Origin of the sequence: Pseudoalteromonas sp. S3178 (genome assembly GCF_005886985.1) — a bacterium.
Classification (GTDB): domain Bacteria; phylum Pseudomonadota; class Gammaproteobacteria; order Enterobacterales; family Alteromonadaceae; genus Pseudoalteromonas; species Pseudoalteromonas carrageenovora.
Genome location: NZ_PNCW01000038.1, coordinates 37,016 through 57,923, shown reverse-complemented (window position 1 = coordinate 57,923; position 20,908 = coordinate 37,016). Strand labels below are relative to the sequence as shown.

The following is a 20,908-nucleotide window of genomic DNA, read 5'->3' as shown; positions in this document are numbered from 1 at the left end:
ACCAATATTACTGTTCTCTACTATTTGGGTGTGTTTTTGCAATAACATAAACTGATTGGAAGTTAGGTAATTGTTTACAGGTTCTTATTTGATGGTTAAGGTAAATAGATTATAAAATAGGGACATTTGTAGGTTTATAAAGCGTCAAATGTCATTGACTAAGTTGTTAGCCTTCATACTAGATATCGGAGCCTTTATTGAAACGAGTTAAACGTAACCCTGAAAAATTTGAAGTCATAGACCTATTTACAGCGATGGGGAGGGAGCATGGCTATAAGTTATCTGTGGAAGAAGATTCCAATGATTTTATGGAAAGAATTGGTAAATCTCTAAAATCATCGCAAGAAAATCCGAATCTAATGCATGGTAAAAGGATAGAATCTCTGTTTGCTCATGTTGCAGGAGCTTTAGGGAAATGTCGCCTAATAAAACAAGAAGATAGCGGTGAGGTATTTACAACTGAAGAGAATATTCAAGCTCCAGATTATAAGGTTGTGCTTAACGATGGGAAACAGTATTTTATTGAAGTAAAAAACTGCCATTTCCCCAATGTAAAGTCACCTTACCCGTTAAACAAATCATATTTAGAAAAGCTAGAAAACTATGCTGATTTACATGCGACCCCATTATTAATTGCAATATATTTCTCTCGCAACAATAAATGGGTTTTATTATCTAAAGCATCTTTATCAGAACATAAAAAGAAATACACAATAGATTTTATAAACGCTATAGCTAAAAACGAGATGTGGTTATTAGGCGATAGGACAATTGCTACTGAGCCAGATCTGGGAATTGAATTTATTGCGGATTTATCTAAAGACGCCACAGTTACTGATGAAGGTGAAGCAAACTTTATAATTGGTGAAGTAAAATTATATTGTGCAGGACAAGAAATAACTGATGACTTAGAAAAATCTATAGCCTTCTATTTAATGCGTTTCGGTAACTGGAATGAAAATGAACCAGAGGGAATATTTGATAAAGGTATATTTGTTGGGGCACAATATACTTTCTCTCCAGATTTCCCACCTGAAGAGCAGAGGTTTTCTATGGTAGGAGAGCTAAGTTCAATGATCAGTTATTCATACTCTGAGCAAACGGTATATGAAAAAAGTGTTATTGCACTAGATACTAATTTAGACCCAAGCGTATTTGCAGTTGAAATACCAGAAGGTCACAAAGGTGACAAATTGCCATTGTGGCAATTTATTATGCAAGCAAATTACGAGTTTGAAGGCTAACAAACCTTTGCAAAGGACAAAAATACAATTGGCTGTTTTCGTTCCTCAATATTTTAGCCAACTAATTTTTTCCTCTGAATGAAGCCTTATAAGCATGGATGGATATGAGAGCACTTTATCTACTTTTTATTTTAGTTTCTATCAATGTAAGTGCTGATGCTTACTTTCCCAGTTGCTTTGAGTCCTCTACTTTTGAGAGGAATGGGAAAAAGCTATTTATTACACCAGATGACCTGTTAAACCGTCCTAATTGGGGCTTAGGTGATGGCGAACCACCAATATCAATTGGTAATGCAACAGAAAAAGTTATGTCATTTCTTCGTGATAAATACAGTGTTGAAGACGTGATATTTGCATTTGTTCACCTAAAGAGCCAAGTTTGTTTAATAGACCAGCAAATGCAAATAGTTTGGTTTTACGTTTTCGCTGCTGACACACCAATTAGTCTTGTTGGTATCTCAATGACTGGACGATTGATTGAGGCCGTAGAATGACATTTAAAAGAATATTCTTAGCACTATTTTTAGTGCTAAACCCTCCCCAGTCTCTGCCTTATATCTCGAAACTCTCAAAGTACTCTTTTTGCAGTTCTATATTGAGCGCTTTAGGGCGAATGCCTTGTACTAGGCTGTATACCTCTTCTTTTGTGTAACCTGCCGAATTTAAAATAAGTGCAGCCACCAACCCTGTGCGACCAGTGCCGCCTTTACAATGTATGGCGATGGTTTGTTTGTGTTGTATGGCTTGTAATATATCGGTTTTGTGTGTGTTCCAGCTTGATGTAAGAGGCTGTTTGGGTGCTTCATCGTCATTTATAGGTAAATGAAACCAGGTTATATCGTGCTTATTGCACTCACTATTGATGGCTTCTACGTTGTTTTTTTCAAGCTCCTTTTGCGGCATAAGCGAAAGCAGCATGTGAGTGCCAGCCGCCTTTAATGTAGCGATTGAATCCGCTAAGTTTTGTGTTTTTGTACTGGGGCCTGTTTATCTTTCGAGGTTAATTTTGTAGCAGTATGTTTGGTATTTAGGCAAGGCAGAGCTTATGTAGTGTGGTTGTTCCCCATAAATAGGCGATAACGCAGTATAAATGCTAAACATGCGCTGCCCGAAGGGTTCTGCCTAGGGGGGATTGACTCTTTGTTGCTCGGCTTTTACTTAGCCCACTAGGTTACAAGCCTCGCGCCGCGATTAAATCCCCCCCTAGATTGAACAAATTTAATCCTGAAAGGTCAGCAGGCCCTGAGCAAGGCGTAAAAATAATATTTGCGCCGTTATTAAGTGATAAAACATCGTATGGGTGCGCGCTCATGGTAAGTCCTTTATTTTTAATAAATTTACTTTTATATGCTCACTATAGCGTGTTTTAGTTACAAGTTTAAGATTGAAAAACAAGCACAAATACTAGATACTGTTTTTATATACAGTTGTGGCGATGTTATGAAAAAAGAATTACCAGCAAAATACTATTTAGCGCATTTTAGAGAGCTTGTTGAGTTTGTAACAAGTAAATGTATGCATTTACTTGAGCCCAAGCACAGCCAATTTATTAGTAAAATTAACCAGCTAGATGAGCAAAGCCAATGCATGTTGGCACGTGTGTATTCGCGCAAGCCTTATTTAGTGCAGGCGCAATCGCTCAATTATGAAGAAATAACCTCGCCGCATCAGGCTATTTATACCCTAAAAACAGCGGGTATTTTATATGAGCCAAACGCGCAGCATTACACGCTTCTTATAGCGCATTTAACTAAGCCCATGCTGGTGGAGTTACTCAGTAATTACAGTGAGCAAGTAAGCTTTAAAAAAAGCGCAGCCAAAGGAGAATTGGTCACTATTGCGTGCCAATTTTTTAGTGAGCGCGCAGATGATCTCGCCCCTTTATACAGCCAGTATGTCATTAATAACCGTGAAGATTATTACGAGTATTTTGAGTTTTTATTTGCAGGGCGCTTAAGTAGTGGCGATGTAAATCATCAAAACCGCTTTGTTATGCGAGATTTAGGATTAACCGCTACCCGCGAAGGGCACAGCGAGAGCTTGTCGCGCTTTAATACACTTGCTGAGGCGCAATCTAATTATGTTTTAAATCGTTACCGTTTAGCGTTTAAAAACATTGGCAAAACGGGTGGTAATACAAAAGCTGAAACCTTGGATGACAAAACACCTTACACCGAGCTTGCGCATTTAGTTTTAGCGCAACCGGCGCACGGTGCACAAGCGCACGATATTAAAAATAAACTGCTGGTTAGGCTGTATAAACAACTTAAAAATACCGATAGCGAACTTGCCTTTAGCTTACTTGAAGGGTGCACCGATTACGCCGAAGCCCAAGAAATTCAAATAAGAGAGCAATACCGCTTAGGTAATAAAGAATGGGTAAAAGCGCAGCTAGAGCAAATAATAGAAAACCCGCTCACCGACGATTTACTGTACTTTGCTGACGACTTTTTAATGCGTAAGTTTAATAAACAAACGCGTTCGCGCTTAAGCACTATGCTAGCCGACACCCAATGTGTACTTGAAATTGACGAAATTTACCGAGGCGATGTAGAGCAAGGCGTAAATGAGCATTACACCGCGAAAGGGTTAACGGTTTTTAATACCGAAAACTCCTTATGGCAAAGCTTATTTGGTTTAGTATTTTGGCACGAGTTGTTTATAGAGTCGCCATACCCGCCGTGTAATGAATTTGATATTTACCCGCAAGTTTTACAGCTTGGTAATTTTTATGAAGCACAAAGCACGCAAATTGATGCACGTTTAAAAAGCTGTAGCACTAATCAGGCGTTGCTTAATTTGGTATGTAAACATGCAGCGCAATACTTTGAGCAGCCCAATGGTTTATTTAGGTGGCGCAGCAATTTATTAGAGCCACTAGAGGCGCTTATTTTAAACAGCCCGCTTGAGGCGTTAATTGCGCATTTAACGGCCATGAGTAAACAGTATTTACAGTTAAAAGACGGCTACCCCGACTTAATGGTCATTAAAAATGGCCAAGTACATTTTGAAGAGGTAAAAGCCCCGGGCGATAAGCTTAGGCGCAACCAACTTACCACTATTGATAATTTAAAAAATGTAGGCTTTACGGTACATATTGCCGCAGTTAAATGGTTTGTAGACCCTAACCGTGTTTACAGCGTGGTTGATATAGAAACCACCGGCGGCTTAAAAGGTGGTAACCGCATTACCGAAATTGGCATAGTTAAAGTGCAGCACGGTAAAGTAATTGATACCTGGACGACACTTATTAACCCGCAGCGCCATATACCCGGCTTTATTACTAAGCTAACCGGCATAAGCGATGGCATGGTTTACAACGCACCTGTATTTGCCGAGATAGCACAGCCACTATTAGATAAACTCGCAGGCAGTATTTTTGTAGCCCATAACGTAAACTTTGATTACGGCTTTATAAAAAAAGAGTGCGAGGTTGCAGGGCACTTTTTTAAAATGCCAAAAATGTGCACCGTGGTTGAATCGCGCAGAGCGTTTAAAGGCTTAAAGTCGTATTCGCTTGGTAACCTTAGTGCGCATTTTAATTTAAATTTAACCAGCCATCACCGCGCATTGGCCGATGCAACTGCCACTGCTGAGCTGTTATTGCTGATACAAAATAGTGAAACGCTCACGCAGTAGCGTATTATCTTGTTTTTAAGTACATGAAATTTAAATAATAAGTAGTTTTATTATAAATTTTTAATTTATTTTGGAATAAAGTGTTTTTGTAAATCGTCTTCTTTATGTCAATCCGACAAACTAGAGGACAAAACAATGACTAAATTAAATAAAATTGTAAGCGTAATGATGTTAAGCGGTGTGTGTACTTTTACAGGTGTAGTGCACGCCGCTGATATTGAAATATCTCAGTCAACGTCGGCGCAGCAACAAACATCTACATCTATTACGCTTTCACAAAACGGTTTAACAACCAGTGGTAGCAATAACACAAACGTATCTAACGATACACAAGTAACGGCTGATGACTCGCAAGATACAGATTCAACGGCGAACAACACGCAAACTCCAGCGCAAGAAAGCAGCGAGGCCGCAGAGCCTGCAAATTCATTAGTTGCATCTGCCAGCTCATCTTTAAATAACTCATTGAACGCATCGGCTTCGTCTTTAAATGCTGCAAGTAATACCACAGTCAATACAGCGCTTGATACAACAACGCAGTTAACCTCATCGGCAGGTAATTTAACGACGGCTGTGAGTCAGTCGTCATTACTTTCTCTTACCTCTGAACAAGACGCTCAGACAGGCACTACCGATACACCAACAGATGCCTCTTTACTTTCAAATGTGAGTAGCGCTACCGATTCAGTAACGCAAGCTGATACAACAAATGCGCTTAATGCGGGAGAGCTTACAAACCTGTTAGCTATTACTAATACGGCTGCAAACTCAGTGAGTTCTGCACTGCAAGTAGGTGATGCAATTAATACCAGTAATGAAGTAGTAAGCAGCGTTCAGCAATCTTTAATTGCCAGTGTGCAAGATAGTACGGTTAGCAGTTTACAAAGCACGGTACAGCAAAGTGTTAGTGGGCAGGTGAGTGCAGCGGTCACTGATCAAATTAGTAACGATGTAGCACTTAGCACCGCAAGTGAAGTAGTAACCAACATTACTAACGATTTAGACCTAGGGCTTTAGAGCGTATTTGCACAAATGCCGAATAGGGAAAACTATTCGGCCTGTTGGAGAATAAATATGAAAGCAGTTATAACCGCCACATTGTGTGTTTTTAGTGCCCAAGCGGTCCTTGCACAAACTAACCACGTTAAAACATCTGAGCAAACTAAACCCTTTAAAAGTAGCTTTGAGCTAAATGCAGAAGCAGAAGTTGGGGTATTAAGTAACTCGGCGCTCTCTGTTCAGGAGCTTGACGATATTTCGTCGCAAAGTGACAGCGGCATAAAAACCGCAGCAGGTGTTAATGCAAAATGGCAACTAACTAAAAGCGCTAAATTAACATCAAGCTATAAGTTTGAACAACAAGACTACGATGAGTTTGATCAATACGATATAGACCTTCATCAATATGGTTTAGATGGCAGCTATAGCTTTAATAGCCATGAAATAGGGGGTCGTTACGATGGTGCAAAGGCAAATGTAGATGGCGATACATTTTTACATTTTAATCAAGCCAGTGCTTATTATGGCCATTTTTTAAACCCGCATACGTATTTGCGTATGAGCATAAAAACCAAAGCTAAACGTTTTGCTACTGCAAAAGCACGAAATGCCGACGGCGTAGGTGCCGATGTAGCGCTTTATCATTTTATAAATAATGGCCAAACCATGCTAATGGCATCGCTAAGTGCCGATAAAGAAAACGCCGACGACAACCAATACGACTTTAACGGCTACGGTTTTACTACTAAAGTTACGCACAAATTTACGGCCTTTAATGTGGCTAACAAAGTGGGGGTTGGCTGGCGTTATCAAAATAAAGATTACGATGAGCAAACAACGGATGATTTTTTTGAGCAAATACCGTCGCGAGATGAGCATCGAAATGTAGTAAATGCGTTTTATAACGTAGCTGTATTTGAGCACGTAACACTAATAGCCGAGGCTGAATATGGCGATTATCAATCAAAGCTTAGTAGTAATACCTATACGCAGTCGGTTTTATCGGCGTCAGTTAAAGTGCACTTTTAGGTGGGTAAATGGCGCCATAACCAAAGGTGGTGTCTTTGCCTTGCTCGCCTAAATCTTTGGCAAGTGATGTAAGCTCGTTAAGTGCTTTGGTTTTATTATTTCCATGCTTTACCAATAAACAACTTAATGCCGCGCTTACATGCGGCGCCGCCATTGATGTACCCGACTCCCTTCCAAATTTCCCATTGCCTTGGCTTGTAACAACATTTACACCAAAGGCTGTAAAGTCTATGTAATCACCTTTATTTGACCATCTATAAATTTGGTTTTTTGAATCAATAGCACTTACCGCTATCACGCTCTTATACGCGCCAGGGTATAACGGCTGAGACGCTGGCCCTTGGTTACCTGCAGCAGCCACAATTAACACGTTTTGCTTTATTGCAGCAGTAATACTTGCTTCTAAAATTGCGTTATTTGGCCCCGTTAGGCTCATATTTATTACGGGTATTTTATTACTAACTAGCCAGTTAAGTGCCTCTACTATGGCAAATAAAGTAGCCCCTTGTGCATATTCAGATTGCCTATAAAACACCTCTGCACTGTAGAGCTTGGCACTGCTTAAAAGCGGGCTAAGGTTTGCTCCTTTACCTGTAATTAAGCCCGCTATGGCGGTGCCGTGTAAATTTGGCGAGCTTAACCCTTTAGGTAAAAAGCTTTGTGTGATGATATTTGCGCCTTTAAAAGCACTGTGTTTGGTATTAATGGCGCTATCGATCATGCCGATTTTTACGCTTTGTGTGCAGTAGGGCGCAATAGGCTTATTTTGCGTTACTTTAATGGTAGGCTCGCCTGTTTGTGCTTGGTAAATGTGGTTTCGGTCAAATATTGCAGACTCATCTAAGTTAAGCGCTTTTAATAACTCACTTTTAGAATTAACACCTTGAGGGACGTTAAAGCGCACTAAGCTCATATTAAGTGCGTTGTAATTTTTTACCGATACAATCGTTACATTTTGCTGTTTTAGGGTATTAAGTTGTTGGCTATTTGCCATTAATAACCATTGGCGCTCTATTGCTCTAAAGCCGCTTTTTAGCTCTACTTCAACAAATGCGGTGTTTTGGCTATCTATATTAATGTTAAGCACATTAGGTAAATTGCTAATTGGCTCACTTATTTGCGCTTTTAGTTCATCAATCGATATTTGTGGAACAGGCACCGGAAGCGGCAGGCGTTGTGCACGCTCTATAGTTTGTTCAATACGCTGCTCTATTGGGTTTAGCTGCCCAAGCACCTGATCGACTTTTACTATATTGGCTGAGCTCGTTGCGCTAAATATGCAAAGCGAGGCGGCTATTATGTGTTTAACGCGGACTTTTTTCATGTTCATAGTGGGTTACTTATTTTTTATTACACTGTTAGTTAACGTTTAACACATAGAAATATTTCATTATTTAAATTATTTTGACTATTTGGGAATAAATGTTTTTTTGAATCGTCTTCTTTATAAAAGGGGTAAAAATCAATGAACGAAACATTAAAAACCTTATTGCCCATGCTTAGGCGTTTTGCCTATTCGCTAACGGGTAGTAAAGCAGATGCAGACGATGTAGTGCAAATAACAATTGAAAAACTATTAGTAAAAGGCATTCCAGATGACGTTGAGCCTGCTAAATGGGCGTTTAAAATTTGCCGCAATGTGTGGATAGACGAATACCGCTCACGCAAGGTGAGGCAAAATACGGCTCAGGCCGATATATTACCAGAGCCAATTACAAGTAATGAACATCAAACACTCGAAAACAAACAAATGCTTAAAAATGTAAATACAGCACTTGGGCAATTACCCGAAGAGCAACGCGCCATAGTATCGCTGGTGGCAGTGCAGGGCATGGCCTATAAAGAAGTCGCACATACGCTAGATATACCTATAGGCAGTGTAATGAGTAAATTATCGCGAGCACGCAGTACACTTTATAACTTAATAAAACCCGACTTTAAAAAGGAGCAAGTATGAACATTAACGACGAAACACTTAGCGCCTTTTTAGACTCAGAACTCAGCGTGCACGAAATGGAGCAAGTGCGTAAAGCCCTTGAAACCAATGATGAACTAGTAATGCGACTTGCAGAACTAAGCGAAGTAGACATGCTAGTAAAAGAGCACGCTACAAATATTGATGACGCGCCCCTTAGTGACTCATTAGCTAAAACGGTTGCAAAGCTTGATACAGCAACGACTAAAAACACGTCAAATAGCAATGTAGTAACGTTAACGCCTTGGCAAACCGTTAAGCAATCGGCTAATAAAAGCTTAGCAATAGCTGCAAGCATTGCCGTGGTATTTGGTATAGCAATGACTAGCTATTTACAGCCACATAATGCACAAAACTTAGTGGCTAGTAATATAGCCTCAGCGCTTAACACACAGCTAAGCAGTAGTGTGTTTGAGCAAAGTGATGGCTCACTATTTAGCGCGCAGCTTAGTTTTAAAAATCAGCAAGGTGAGCTTTGTAGGCAGTATGCACTAAGCTCAAACAATACAACGCAAACAAGCATTGCTTGTAAAACGCAAAGCGGTTGGCAAATTAAAGCGCAAACAGCAGCGCAGCAAAGCAATAATGGCGCGCAATATCAAACGGCGTCTAACAACAGTGAGTTAGATGCTGTTATAGATAGCATGATCAGCGGCGCACCACTAGATAGAGCGCAAGAGCAGCAAGCAATTAGCGCAAAGTGGCAGTTAAACAAATAATAATGTGTATAAAACGAGGTGAATTATGAAAACATCTATTTTAATTATCAGTATTTTACTTATGGCGGGTTGTGCATCTAAACCTGATTACCGCGCCGCGAATAATGGCTCAAAAGGTTACAGCGAGCAAAAAATTAGCGACGATCAATACCGAGTAGAGTTTAAAAGTGTGTCAAGCAATGTAGCCGATGCCGGTGATTATGCATTATTACGCGCAGCTGAGCTTACCCAAGCGCAAGGCTACGACTGGTTTGTTGTTACTAATAAAGAAACTTTTGTTGAGTCTAAATCGCAAGCCCCCACGTCATCTATTAGTGCATCACAAAGCCAGCAATATGAGCGAAGCTGCGGTTTATTAACCTGCGAAACACGCGCACGCCCAACAAGTAGTGTAGGCGTACAGGTAAGCAACAATGATAAACGCAAAGAAGTGCACACTCTGATTGATATTAAAATGGGCAAAGGCATAAAACCAAGCGACAACAGCTTTAGCGCCCAAGACTTAATTGAAAACTTAAGCAAAAAAGCACAAAAGTAAGCGCTTTGTAAAAGCACTTGATATAAGTACTTAGCTTGTTTTAGCTAAGTGCTTTTTTCGTGGTAAAAATCCAGTAACCAGCATAGTGCCCACAATAACAAATAATGCGCCTAATAACGTATTTGGCCCAATTTGCTCATCTAAAATTAAATGTCCCCAAAAAATGCCAAATAGCGGTATTAAAAACGTGACAGTGAGTGCTGAGGTTGGGCCTATATCTTCAATAAGTTTAAAAAATAAAATATAAGCAAGCGCGGTACACACTACGCCAAGGGCTAAAACGCCGAGCATAACGTTGGTGGTTGGCATTTCACGCATTGGCATAAATAAAATAAGGGGCAGTACCATAAAACTCGCTGCCCACATTGAGCCGTGTGCGTTATCGAACGGTGCAAGCTTTGGCGCATTTTTTGTGTAATGGGATGCAATGGCATAGCAAAGCGAAGCGCTCAATGCCGCTACTATGGCTATTATTGATTGACTACTTAATACAAAATGATTTTGCCCAACTAAAATTGCCACGCCTATTAAACCCAACAGCAAGCCTAAAACCATACTCTTAGTAGGCTTGGTTTTACTCCAAATAATACCCACAACAGCGCCCCAAATAGGGGTTGTTGAATTTAAAATAGATAACGTAGATGCGCTAATAGTTTGTGCGGCATAAGCAAAAAGTAAAAAAGGCAGAGCAGAGTTAAGTGCGCCAATTATAAAAAAGTGCCTTTTGTGTTGGGTAAACGCTAATCGGCGCTTTAAATACAGCGCAACTATAAATAGTGTGAGTGCCGCAAAGCCGACTCTAAACTCTATTAACACCGCGGGCCCTAAACTATTAGCAGCCATTCGCATAAATAAAAATGAGGCGCCCCAAATTGCAGCCAGAAAAAATAACCTAAGTAAACTTGCTAAGCTCATGATAGTATTTTAATTATACAAATTGAATTACAGAATAACAGGCTTTGCAAAGAGTGTAAGCCAGATTCGGTACTCGCATATAAAAATAATAAAAGGACTAGTTATGGCTAGGTGTTTACTGGTTACAGCAATTTTGGTTGTGGGTTTACTAAGTGGGTGTGGGTCGACCCCAGTTAACTTATACAGCGACAATACAATGAAGAAAAAAGAATACAATGGGATTAAAGCGTATAAAAAGGGGCTGTACGAACAAGCTTTTTATAATTTAAAAGAGCCCGCAGCACTTGGGTATAAAAGTGCTCAATATACGTTGGCGTTTATGTTTTTAAAAGGCCAATACTTAGAGCCGTCTATTAAGCTTGGAATGGGCTGGTTAGGTGTTGCAAAAGAAGCGGGGGTTGAAAATTGGTCTGCGCAATACGATGCATTTTACAGTGCAGCGACTACGCAGCAAAAACAACAAATAGACGAAACAGTGGCGTTGTATATAACGCAATTTGGCGTTAAAGCACAAAATATGACATGTCGACGCTCAACTTCGCCTAGGCGTACATTTGGCGAAGTTAAAATTGATTGCACTAAGCACGACGGTAGCGTTACCCAGCACGACATACAAACAATAGAATAGCGTTATTGCTTTTCTAGCTTTTTTTCAAAGTCGCTTTTTACAATATCGAGTGCTTTTAAAACCTCTTCTGGGGCAACGTCGTGTTGCTCCAAAAGCATAATTAAATCTACAGCAAGTTTTACATGTGTAGGGGCTTGATCAAGTGGATTGTTCATTTAGATCTTTCTTTTTAGATATTTGACTAATGGCGACATCAATAGCAGTTTGAACGCGCTCTTCCATATGAATTCGCTCACTTTGAGGCAAATAAAAGGCCATATCTACATCGTAGCGAATATAGCGAGGGGGAAGTTGATTGAGCACCGTACAACAAAAATCGGCCATAACATCTTCGTTGTAAACTTTATCTAGTTTACGTTTAAGGATTTCTTCAACCACTATTTTTTCGTAAAAGTTATGTATGTCTTCATGTAATCGCATCTTGCTTCCCTAAATATCCATTGCATTTTATGAGTTTATACTAAGGCTGGGTATAAATCGACAGCAGCTTTAAATAGTTGTTTATGAACATTAATTAACGAATTTACATTACGCTGATAGCCCCCGCCAAGTGCACACATGAGTGGGATGTTATTCATTTTACAATAATTGAGTATGTAATAGTCGCGATTGTAAACTCCCTCAAGGGATACATTAAATAGGCCAAGCTCGTCTTTTTGGTAAATATCTGCCCCTGCGTTATATAAAATAATATCGGGGCTGTGAATGCGAACGCAAAATTCGAGGGCTTGTTTAAGGGTAGTTAAGTAGTCGGCATCTGTTGTGTTGGTCGGCATTGCAAAGTCGTAATCGGATTGCTGCTTTAAGCGCGGAAAGTTTTGTTCACAATGTATAGAGCAAGTGATTATATTACTTTGGTTTTGCGTTATTTGTGCGGTGCCGTCGCCTTGATGTACATCGCAATCAAAAATTAAAACCGTGTCGGCTTGCTCTGTATTTATTAAATGTGTTGCTGCAATGGCAAGGTCGTTAAAAATACAAAAGCCGCTGCCGTAATCACTGTATGCATGATGATAGCCACCACTTAAATTAGCGCTAAAACCATGCTTTAGCGCGTGTTCGCTACCTTGAATACTTGCACCAACCGATAATAAAGTGCGCTCTACCAATTGATTTGAATAAGGAAAGCCCATTTTTTTAATGGCTTTATTACTAAGTGACCCGTTTAAAAAGTCATTAATATAAGCTTGATTATGGCAAACCGAAAGCTGAGCAGGCGTTGCTTTTATAGGCGACGTAAAATGATTAGCCGTTAAGCCTAGGCCTTCAATTTCTGCTTTGAGCAGTTGGTATTTTTGTATAGGAAAGCGATGGAGCTCAGGAAGTGTTAAAGCAGAATATAGTGGATGGTAAAAAAGCTGCATTAGCGTAATTGTTGTTTTTCGACTTGTTGAATTTTATCTTCGGTGGCCGAAATTGCTTTTCGGCATCTGCCTAATCGAGCATGTGTTGTTAAAATTTCCATATTAAGCTTTTGTGCTTGCGCTGGTGTGGCTTTTTCCATTTGCAGCTTACGCTCTTCAATCATTAATACCAGGCGGCGTTCAAATTCATGGTTTTGTTTAAGCTCGTCGTATAGCTCGTGCGACGATTGCATTATTTTTTGCACAGCTTGTTTATAAACTTTATTTTTTGGGCGTGGTTTAAAGTGGCTTTTGTTTTCTTTTGTCCAAATAGGCGTTGATTTAATAACACTAAACACGGCTTGCACTTGATTACCTATGCGCTCAAGAGCGTAAGTATATGCGTGGCGATGTTCACTTGGTGGTAGGCTTGCTATTTCATCTTCTATTTCTGTTACGTAGTCGGCAAGATTCATGCTTTTAGTACTAAATACGCCGCGATCAAACAAGCTTGGCTGCGCTTGCATATAACGGTTTTTAGAAAACAATTTAGCTTTATCAAATTGCTCGGCTTGTTGCTTCAATGTGGCAACTTGTTGGCGTAATTTATCTAACGCGTTTGCTAGCATTTTATAGGTAAGCCTCGTAAATAAGTTTTAATGCTAAAAGTATAACCATTGTATTAAATACCGGACGTATAAATTTTCCGCCAAAACGGATGGCTGAGTGTGCACCAATCCAAGCGCCGAACATTATAAATAAACCCATGATTAAGCCCAGTAAAAAGTTTACGTGGCCAAGCGCTACAAAGGTTATGAGCGATATAAAGTTAGATACAAAGTTCATTGAGCGAGCCAAACCACAATTGAGTAAAAGGCTCATTTTATATAGTAAGCTATTTGAGGCAGTCCAAAACGTACCGGCACCTGGGCCTGCTACGCCATCAAAAAAACCTAAAGCTAATCCTTGAAGCCACTGCTTAACTTTTAAAGTGGGGTTTTTTGAAGGTAGTTCGTTGCCTTGCGTGGTACTTAAGCTGCCAAATAAGCTGTAGCATGCCACCATTATAATAATGATAGGCAAAAGCTTGTTCAAAAATTCAATACTTAAATGATCAACAACGAGTGTACCAATTAAAGCGCCTATGCCTGTGGCAATAATAGAGCTTGCCCAAAACTTAGGACTAAATAGGTTTTTTTTATAATAAGTATAGCTGGCGGTTAAAGAGCCAAAGCTTGCGGCAAGTTTATTGGTACCAAGCGTTACATGCGGCGGTAAGCCTGCGGTTAATAGTGCGGGTACGGTAAGCAACCCGCCACCACCGGCTATTGCATCAATAAAACCAGCAGCAAGTGCCGCTGCACATAAAACTGCCAGTGTGGTTGGATCTAAAGCAAGTTCAAACATTAATAATCTATTTGTCTTTTAAAAGGTGGTAAGGTGTCGAGCATGGCTTTGCCGTAGCGCTTGGTAATTAAGCGCCTATCGAGAATGGTTATATAGCCTTCATCGCTCTCTTTTCGCAGCAGTCTACCACAGCTTTGTACCAATTTCTTTGCGGCATCGGGCACTGTGATAGACAAAAACGGGTTACCGCCTTTACTTTGTACAAATTCTGCTTGGGCTTCTTCTATGGGAGATGTTGGCACAGCAAAAGGTATTTTTGTAATAATTAAATTTTCTAAATATTTCCCAGGTAAATCAAGCCCTTCTGAAAGACTTTGCGTACCAAATAAAATACTGCCTTTACCGTCATCAATATTTTGAGTGTGCTTTTTAAGCAATGCTTCTCGCGACATTTCGCCTTGTACTAATAAGTTAAAACCTTTTGTTCTAAGAAACTTAGCCACATGGTCCATTTGCCAGTACGAGGCAAACAACACTAGGTTAGCTTTTTTAGTACTTAAATACTCAGGTAATGTTTGCGCTAAATGGTCGCTAAACGCTTTGTCGGTTGGTTCTATTTTACTAACCGGAATTCTAAGTGTTGCTTGTTTAGGGTAATCAAAAGGTGAAGGGACCTTAATAAATTTAACGCCTTCTTCTTTTGCTAAACCACTTTCGTAAGCAAAATGATCAAACGAGCCTAGGGCACTTAAAGTAGCAGAGCATAAAACTGCACCGGCGCATTCATTCCACAATTTATCTTTAAGGTAGTAGCCTACTTCAATTGGGCAGTCGCTTAATAAATGATCGTGATGGCTTTTATACTCTAAGCGCTTTATCCACCTAGCGTGGGGTGTGCCTTCACCTTTATTTGCATAGCTATACCAAAGTTTATTTAATTGCTCTAAGCGGTTTATGTATTGCCCGCTTTCGGCTAAAACAGGGTCAGCAACGTATGGTTTTATGTCACCATCGCTTACATCTTGGGTGAGGGTGTCGTGCATTTTGTTTAAGCAACGCAGTGCATCTAGTGTGGCATCGCTTATATCTTTAGCTTTGCTATGCAATGATTTAGGGATTTCGCCGTGCTCAAACCGGTACGTATCATCTTTTGAGTATTCAAAGTCGGCGTTATCGAGAATATCACGCACTACTTTTAAATCTTTATTGGCGTCGTTAATGCTGTCGCACAGTTTGAAGTTTTGACCAATGGCTTTTTGACCAACTAATACCTTAGACATTTTGCCACTAAATTTGGTGAGTTTATCTAGCCAGTCTATGGTGCCTTTAATAGTGGCTGCCGCTGATGAAAAGTCGCGGGTAATATGCGCAAGGTGATGCGCTTCGTCTATTACATAAATAGTATTGTCGGGCTCGGGTAATATTTTACCGCCACCTAAATCTAAATCAGCAAGTAATAAGGAATGATTAATTACAAGTACATCCATTTGCATAAGCTGATTACGAGCAAGCTGAAATGGACAAGTTTGGTGGGCTTTCATTTGGCGCTGACAGGCATGTTTATCGCATGCAATTAAGTTCCACACTCTGTCTGGGATGGTGTCAGCCCAGCTGTCTCTATCGCCTTGCCATTTTTTATTAACGTATGCATCGTATAAATCTTTGAGGCACTTGGTCTCCATATCACTCAATGGTGAGGTAAGTGTTGGCATAAACTCCATTTGCGTTTGGCTATCACCATTAACTGCGTTATGTAGTTTATGTGCACAAATGTAGCGCTGCCTACCTTTTACTAGATCAAACTTAAAGTCGAGCCCAGAATGCTTCTTAAAAAAAGGCAGCTCTTTAGCAATTAATTGTTCTTGCAATGCCACGGTAGCCGTAGAAATTACTAGCTTCTTTTTTTGTGCAAGGGCAAGCGGTAACGCACCTAAACAATAAGCAAGTGATTTACCAGTACCCGTGCCTGCTTCAATTACGCAAATGCGCTGCTTTTTATGGTATTCGCCGGCAAGCGTTTTTGCTATTTCGGCGACGAGGTAGTTTTGGCTACTACGCGGGCGATAATCAGTTAGGTTATTAGCCACATGCTGGTGTACTTGCCTAATTGTTTTTTTTAGTGACTCAGAAAGCATGGGATGATTTGCCTAAACTATGTATATAATTACAGTGCTATGGATTTTAGAGTCATAAGAGTGTAACTACAAGCAACGATGAGATTAATTTAGTAATTTAATTAATGGTTCTAGATACGGCTTAAATTTTTTCCAGTCGTTTAGGGCGTCTTTGTAGATAGGTTGCCTTACCTGTTCTGAGCTGGGTGTTAAAACAGGGCGTTTAGAATTATAAAAAGAGTAACAGCTTTCTTCTATTTCAATAGAGCAAAAACTCATTATTTCTTTTACAGTTGAGTCAAAGTTTTTAATGATTTGCTCATATTGAACGCTCAGAATATCATCTGGGTAAAGCGTCTTCCAATGCTCCATAAGCTCACAGTGCTTATTTATATATTGAGCTAGATTTTCAAAGCAATATGAGTATGTATGGCCTTCTGAAAAAATATGTTTGTATAGGCTCCATGCTGTTGCTTTGTTATCCCGTCTAACATCAATTATTTTAGCATTGGGGAATAAAGACTTTATTAACGCAATGTGTTGATAGTTAGCAGGAAGTTTATCAATAAAAATAGGCTTCTTGTTCCTTAAGGGCTCAATAAATTTAAGGTAGCGCTTTGAAAGATCTATAAGGGCTTGCTCTGTAATATTGTCTAAACCGTAAGGTGTTGTTGAAGTGTTTTTTTGCTCTAATAATTTAGCAATAGATATAATTTCGGTTAACTCATAGCTTGCATCTACCTTTGAGTGGCTAGCTAATATTTGTTCTATCAATGTAGAGCCGCTTCTTGGCATTCCAACAATAAAAACTAATTGAAAAGGTGGTGATGGAATGGTTGGTAGTTTTGTAATTAGATCTTTATTTATCGATTTTACACAGCGTGTATCAAATTTACTTTCGCGATATTTAATGTGTTTATTTTTTATTAAGTTACCGGCTTTATAATGATTAAAAGCAGTCTTACAGTCGTTTTTTTGCTCATACGCTTTGCCTAGTGCAAAGTGTATGAATGCTTTTTTTGTTGGTTGAAGTAATGAGGTTGAGAGGGCTTCTAAGTCTTTTATTTCGTTATCTGTAAATTTATAAGTTTTTAAGTTAGCTAAGTTCCAATAAGTTTCTGTATTAGTGTTATCTTTTTTTAACGCAGCTTTATATAAGTCGATTGCTTGAGCTGAATCACCAATAATTTTTTTAATATTGCCCATTCTCAGTAAGCAAATAGAAGGGTGGAAGTTTTGCTCTTCTAATACAGAGAAAAGCTCAAAAGCAAGTTCAAAGTTCATTTGCTTAACATGACATGCTGCTAAAAGGCTCGTCATGCGAGATGAAAGATCCACATTATCTAACTCTGATGTAACTTGGATAAATTCACTAAAGTGCTTTGTATTAAAAAGCGTTTCCAAATAATTGAAAGTAACAGTGATAGAGGTTGGATTACAATTAAAGTTATATTGAGATACTTTAAAATATGTTTGCAAATCACCTGCTTTAAATGCTGCTTCGCTCAACAATAGTAAGCAGCGTTTTTCGTTTGGAACTAATTTTAATAATTCCTGGATTATTTTTTGTGTGTTTTTAAAGTCACTCTTACGTAACTCTTCTTTGGCTTTCGATAATTGCTGATTAAACCATGATATCATTTCGTACTGTTTATAGGCTTCACGTTGATTACTTAACTCACCTATCTCTTCATAGCACTTTGATAAGTGAAGCCAAGCTTGGTCTAATTCTGGTTGGCTATTAGTGATAGTGGTTAATAGAGGAATAGCTTCTACATATAGTTTTTTATCAATTAAATTTAATGCTTCTTTAAGCAGTTGCTCGTTAATCATTTTTACTCTTTTATTTATTGATTTAACTTACATTTACATAAAACTTATAAAGGTTCTATCGTGTATTTAACGTCAGGTTTTGTACTTTCAGCTCAGGCTAATGATACAGCACATGGTTTACAATATGAAATTTGGTTAACCACCGATAATGGGCCAATTAAGACCGTATCTGATAGTGAAACGGCGCTGTTTTTTATAAAAAGCGAAGATACAAATATAGTTAATAATGTTTTAAATGCAGAATCGCTTAACTTTTATATAAAACCTCTTACTTTAAAAAACTTTCAGCAGCAAAAAATGAGTGCATGTTATTTTAAATCTTTAAGGCAATTTTATAGTGCAAGTAAAGCTTTAAAAAATAGTGGGATTACATTATTTGAGGATGACATAAGGCCAATTGATCGCTATTTAATGGAGCGCTTTATTAAAGGTGGTGCGTGGGTTACTGGTAATCATTTTGAGTATGACAGTTATAGTGTAATTTTAAATGCTAAATTGAAAGCTAACTCTGATTACTCTCCCTCGCTTTCTAAGTTATCACTAGATATAGAATGTAATGAGAGCGGTGTATTGTTCTCTATTGGCCTAGTTGGATGCGGGTTAGATTGTATTATTATGATAGGAGAGCCACAGCAGTTTGAACAAAGTGCTGGGGATACTATTATCTGGTGCGAGGATGAAGTTGCACTATTAAGATTGTCTGTAGAGCTAATTACAGAACATGACCCTGATATAATTATTGGTTGGAACGTTATTGAGTTTGATTTTTCTGTGCTTTATGAACGCGCGGAGGCATTAGGTTTAAAATTAGCAATAGGTAGGGGCGGGCTTCCATTATATGTTCGTAAAGGTCACTTTACCCGTGTATCTATTCCCGGACGCTGTGTTATTGATGGGATCGATACGCTAAAAAATGCCACGTATAGCTTTGAAAGTTTTTCGCTCGCTAATGTTTCAAAGGAAGTATTAGGGGAGTCAAAATTAATTGAGTCGAATAATAGTTTACAAGAAATTATTCGGCAATTTAATGAAGATAAGCTGTCACTTGCTGCATACAATAGGCAAGATTGCATACTTGTAGATAAAATTTTTGAAAAATTAAAACTCCTCGATTTTGCAGTTATTCGAACCCAGTTAACTGGGCTAGAGCTTGAAAAAAAAGGTGGCTCTGTAGCTGCCTTTATTAATATGTATTTACCACTTTTACATAGGAGTGGTTATATTGCACCTAATATGGGTGATCACGGATTAACATTTGAAAGCCCAGGTGGCTATGTAATGGAGTCTTTACCTGGACTCTATAAAAATGTAATTGTGCTCGATTTTAAAAGTCTATACCCCAGTATTATGCAAACTTTCTATATTGACCCCCTTGGATTAATAGAAGGGTTAGCTAACCCTAGTAATAGTGTAGAAGGTTATAACTTCGCTAAATTCTCTCGAGAAAATCATCACTTACCTAAACTTATACAAAGCTTAGCTTTACAGCGTCAGCTGGCAAAAGATCATAATGACCCTATGCTCTCCCAGGCAATTAAAATAATAATGAACAGTTTGTATGGGGTTTTAGGTTCAAAGGGATGCAGATTTTATGACCCAAGACTGTCAAGTTCTATCACTCTGCGTGGGCACGAAATAATGCTACAAACTAAAAAGTGGATAGAGGAGCATGGCTACAGTGTAATTTATGGAGACACAGATTCTACATTTATAAAATTAGACGATGAGTTAACTCATGATGAGTGCAATGAAATTGGAAAGTTTTTAGCTGATAAAATAAATATGGCTTGGGTTAGCGAGATTAAACAAACACATGATCTAACAAGTCATTTAGAAATAGAGTTTGAATCTCTTTATAGTCCTTTCTTTTTACCTACAATCAGAGGTAAATCAGTTGGCTCTAAAAAGCGCTATGTTGGTCAATTAATAAAACCCAATGAAACAAAACTTGTTTTTAAAGGATTAGAAACGGTAAGAAGTGACTGGACTAAATTAGCGCAGCAATTTCAATTTGATTTATTCACCCTCCTTTTTCAGCAGCCTTCTAAAATTGATACCTTAGTAAAAGAGTATATTAGTAATCTTATAAGAGGGGAATTTGATCATTTATTAGTTTTCAAAAAACGTTTGGGTCAAAATTTAAGCGATTATAGAAAAAATATCCCTCCCCACGTGCAAGCAGTAAAAAAGTTCCAGAAAAAAAATAGTGAATTTACTCTAAATAGAGGCGAATTTGTTACATTTGTTTACACAACTAATGGTGTAGAACTGTACCAAGGCTTACATAACTACGATTACCAAATATATTTAGAGAAACAAATAATCCCATTATTTGAGATGGTTTCAAGTTTTTGTAATTTAAATGTAAACTCAATATCCTCTGGTCAGTTCAATCTAATTTAATAGTACCAATTAAGCGCTTAATCCACGTCTTCTCTTTCCTGATACAAATATTTGTTATGAATCCACCCTTTCTGTACCTGCTTTATTTACATTTATACTTTTATTTTAAAAAATGATTAACATTAGTTGGCTTTTAAAGCGTTTTTGTTTAGTATTTGTATCAGTTGCAGTTAACATGCTGT

Annotated in this window: 19 protein-coding genes and 1 pseudogene; 10 read left to right on the top strand and 10 right to left on the bottom strand. The window is 38.6% G+C overall.

Annotation, left to right across the window (positions count from 1 at the left end; genetic code table 11):
• Positions 1 to 197 precede the first annotated feature (197 nt).
• Both CWC11_RS11965 and CWC11_RS11960 read left to right on the top strand, forming a co-directional pair.
• A complete protein-coding gene (locus CWC11_RS11965) occupies positions 198 to 1,244 on the top strand; it encodes a hypothetical protein (RefSeq protein WP_138682875.1) in 1,047 nt (348 codons plus the stop codon).
• A gap of 104 nt (positions 1,245 to 1,348) precedes the next feature.
• Complete coding sequence (locus CWC11_RS11960; protein WP_138682874.1) at positions 1,349 to 1,738, top strand: hypothetical protein; 390 nt, start codon at positions 1,349 to 1,351, stop codon at positions 1,736 to 1,738.
• A gap of 58 nt (positions 1,739 to 1,796) precedes the next feature.
• Here the strand turns inward: CWC11_RS11960 and CWC11_RS11955 are convergent.
• Positions 1,797 to 2,225 (bottom strand): annotated as a pseudogene (locus tag CWC11_RS11955) (phosphatase domain-containing putative toxin); the annotation flags it as partial.
• Between the two features lie 459 nt (positions 2,226 to 2,684).
• Between CWC11_RS11955 and CWC11_RS11945 the strand changes: the two are divergent.
• The 3 genes from CWC11_RS11945 (at position 2,685) to CWC11_RS11935 (ending at position 6,911) form a co-directional block, all read left to right on the top strand.
• Positions 2,685 to 4,883, top strand: a complete 2,199-nt coding sequence (locus CWC11_RS11945) for an exonuclease domain-containing protein (RefSeq protein WP_249330736.1) — start codon at positions 2,685 to 2,687, stop codon at positions 4,881 to 4,883.
• A 135-nt stretch (positions 4,884 to 5,018) separates the two neighbouring features.
• Positions 5,019 to 5,900: a hypothetical protein gene (locus CWC11_RS11940; protein WP_138682873.1), complete on the top strand. Its 882-nt coding sequence runs from the start codon at positions 5,019 to 5,021 to the stop codon at positions 5,898 to 5,900.
• A 57-nt stretch (positions 5,901 to 5,957) separates the two neighbouring features.
• Positions 5,958 to 6,911: a hypothetical protein gene (locus CWC11_RS11935; RefSeq protein ID WP_138682872.1), complete on the top strand. Its 954-nt coding sequence runs from the start codon at positions 5,958 to 5,960 to the stop codon at positions 6,909 to 6,911.
• Here the strand turns inward: CWC11_RS11935 and CWC11_RS11930 are convergent.
• Complete coding sequence (locus CWC11_RS11930; protein WP_138682871.1) at positions 6,895 to 8,241, bottom strand: S8 family serine peptidase; 1,347 nt, start codon at positions 8,239 to 8,241, stop codon at positions 6,895 to 6,897. The genes CWC11_RS11935 and CWC11_RS11930 overlap by 17 nt on opposite strands.
• Positions 8,242 to 8,376: 135 nt before the next feature.
• On the opposite strand from CWC11_RS11930, the gene CWC11_RS11925 reads away from it, so the two are divergent.
• The 3 genes from CWC11_RS11925 to CWC11_RS11915 are packed head-to-tail and all read left to right on the top strand — an operon-like array spanning position 8,377 to position 10,143.
• A complete protein-coding gene (locus CWC11_RS11925) occupies positions 8,377 to 8,868 on the top strand; it encodes an RNA polymerase sigma factor (RefSeq protein ID WP_006793586.1) in 492 nt (163 codons plus the stop codon).
• Positions 8,865 to 9,605 (top strand): anti-sigma factor family protein, encoded by a 741-nt coding sequence (locus CWC11_RS11920; protein WP_138682870.1) that lies wholly within the window; start codon positions 8,865 to 8,867, stop codon positions 9,603 to 9,605. The genes CWC11_RS11925 and CWC11_RS11920 overlap by 4 nt, the downstream gene beginning before the upstream one ends.
• Positions 9,606 to 9,630: 25 nt before the next feature.
• Positions 9,631 to 10,143 (top strand): CC0125/CC1285 family lipoprotein, encoded by a 513-nt coding sequence (locus CWC11_RS11915; RefSeq protein WP_138682869.1) that lies wholly within the window; start codon positions 9,631 to 9,633, stop codon positions 10,141 to 10,143.
• Positions 10,144 to 10,173: 30 nt separating this feature from the next.
• Here the strand turns inward: CWC11_RS11915 and CWC11_RS11910 are convergent, their stop codons facing one another.
• Positions 10,174 to 11,058 (bottom strand): DMT family transporter, encoded by an 885-nt coding sequence (locus CWC11_RS11910; RefSeq protein ID WP_138682868.1) that lies wholly within the window; start codon positions 11,056 to 11,058, stop codon positions 10,174 to 10,176.
• A gap of 103 nt (positions 11,059 to 11,161) precedes the next feature.
• Between CWC11_RS11910 and CWC11_RS11905 the strand changes: the two genes are divergently transcribed.
• A complete protein-coding gene (locus tag CWC11_RS11905) occupies positions 11,162 to 11,686 on the top strand; it encodes an SEL1-like repeat protein (RefSeq protein WP_138682867.1) in 525 nt (174 codons plus the stop codon).
• 2 nt (positions 11,687 to 11,688) lie between these two features.
• Here CWC11_RS11905 and rsmS read toward each other — a convergent pair whose 3' ends face one another.
• The 7 genes from rsmS to CWC11_RS11870 form a co-directional block, all read right to left on the bottom strand.
• Positions 11,689 to 11,841: a pleiotropic regulatory protein RsmS gene (gene rsmS, locus CWC11_RS11900; protein ID WP_138682866.1), complete on the bottom strand. Its 153-nt coding sequence runs from the start codon at positions 11,839 to 11,841 to the stop codon at positions 11,689 to 11,691.
• Entirely contained in the window at positions 11,825 to 12,106 is a 282-nt protein-coding gene (locus CWC11_RS11895; RefSeq protein WP_058548337.1) for a late competence development ComFB family protein, read from the bottom strand. Before CWC11_RS11895 ends, rsmS begins: the two co-directional genes overlap by 17 nt.
• Positions 12,107 to 12,141: 35 nt before the next feature.
• Positions 12,142 to 13,050, bottom strand: coding sequence for a histone deacetylase family protein (locus CWC11_RS11890; RefSeq protein ID WP_138682865.1), 909 nt, complete (start codon positions 13,048 to 13,050; stop codon positions 12,142 to 12,144).
• Positions 13,050 to 13,658 carry a primosomal replication protein gene (locus CWC11_RS11885; RefSeq protein WP_058548335.1) on the bottom strand — a complete coding sequence of 203 codons (609 nt, stop codon included), beginning with the start codon at positions 13,656 to 13,658 and terminating at the stop codon, positions 13,050 to 13,052. Before CWC11_RS11885 ends, CWC11_RS11890 begins: the two co-directional genes overlap by 1 nt.
• A gap of 1 nt (position 13,659) precedes the next feature.
• A complete protein-coding gene (locus CWC11_RS11880; protein WP_138682864.1) occupies positions 13,660 to 14,436 on the bottom strand; it encodes a sulfite exporter TauE/SafE family protein in 777 nt (258 codons plus the stop codon).
• Positions 14,436 to 16,511 carry an ATP-dependent DNA helicase DinG gene (dinG, locus tag CWC11_RS11875; RefSeq protein WP_138682863.1) on the bottom strand — a complete coding sequence of 692 codons (2,076 nt, stop codon included), beginning with the start codon at positions 16,509 to 16,511 and terminating at the stop codon, positions 14,436 to 14,438. The genes CWC11_RS11880 and dinG overlap by 1 nt, the downstream gene beginning before the upstream one ends.
• An 84-nt stretch (positions 16,512 to 16,595) precedes the next feature.
• Positions 16,596 to 18,323 (bottom strand): sulfotransferase family protein, encoded by a 1,728-nt coding sequence (locus tag CWC11_RS11870; RefSeq protein WP_138682862.1) that lies wholly within the window; start codon positions 18,321 to 18,323, stop codon positions 16,596 to 16,598.
• Between the two features lie 60 nt (positions 18,324 to 18,383).
• Between CWC11_RS11870 and CWC11_RS11865 the strand changes: the two genes are divergently transcribed.
• Entirely contained in the window at positions 18,384 to 20,726 is a 2,343-nt protein-coding gene (locus CWC11_RS11865; RefSeq protein ID WP_138682861.1) for a DNA polymerase II, read from the top strand.
• Positions 20,727 to 20,908 lie beyond the last annotated feature (182 nt).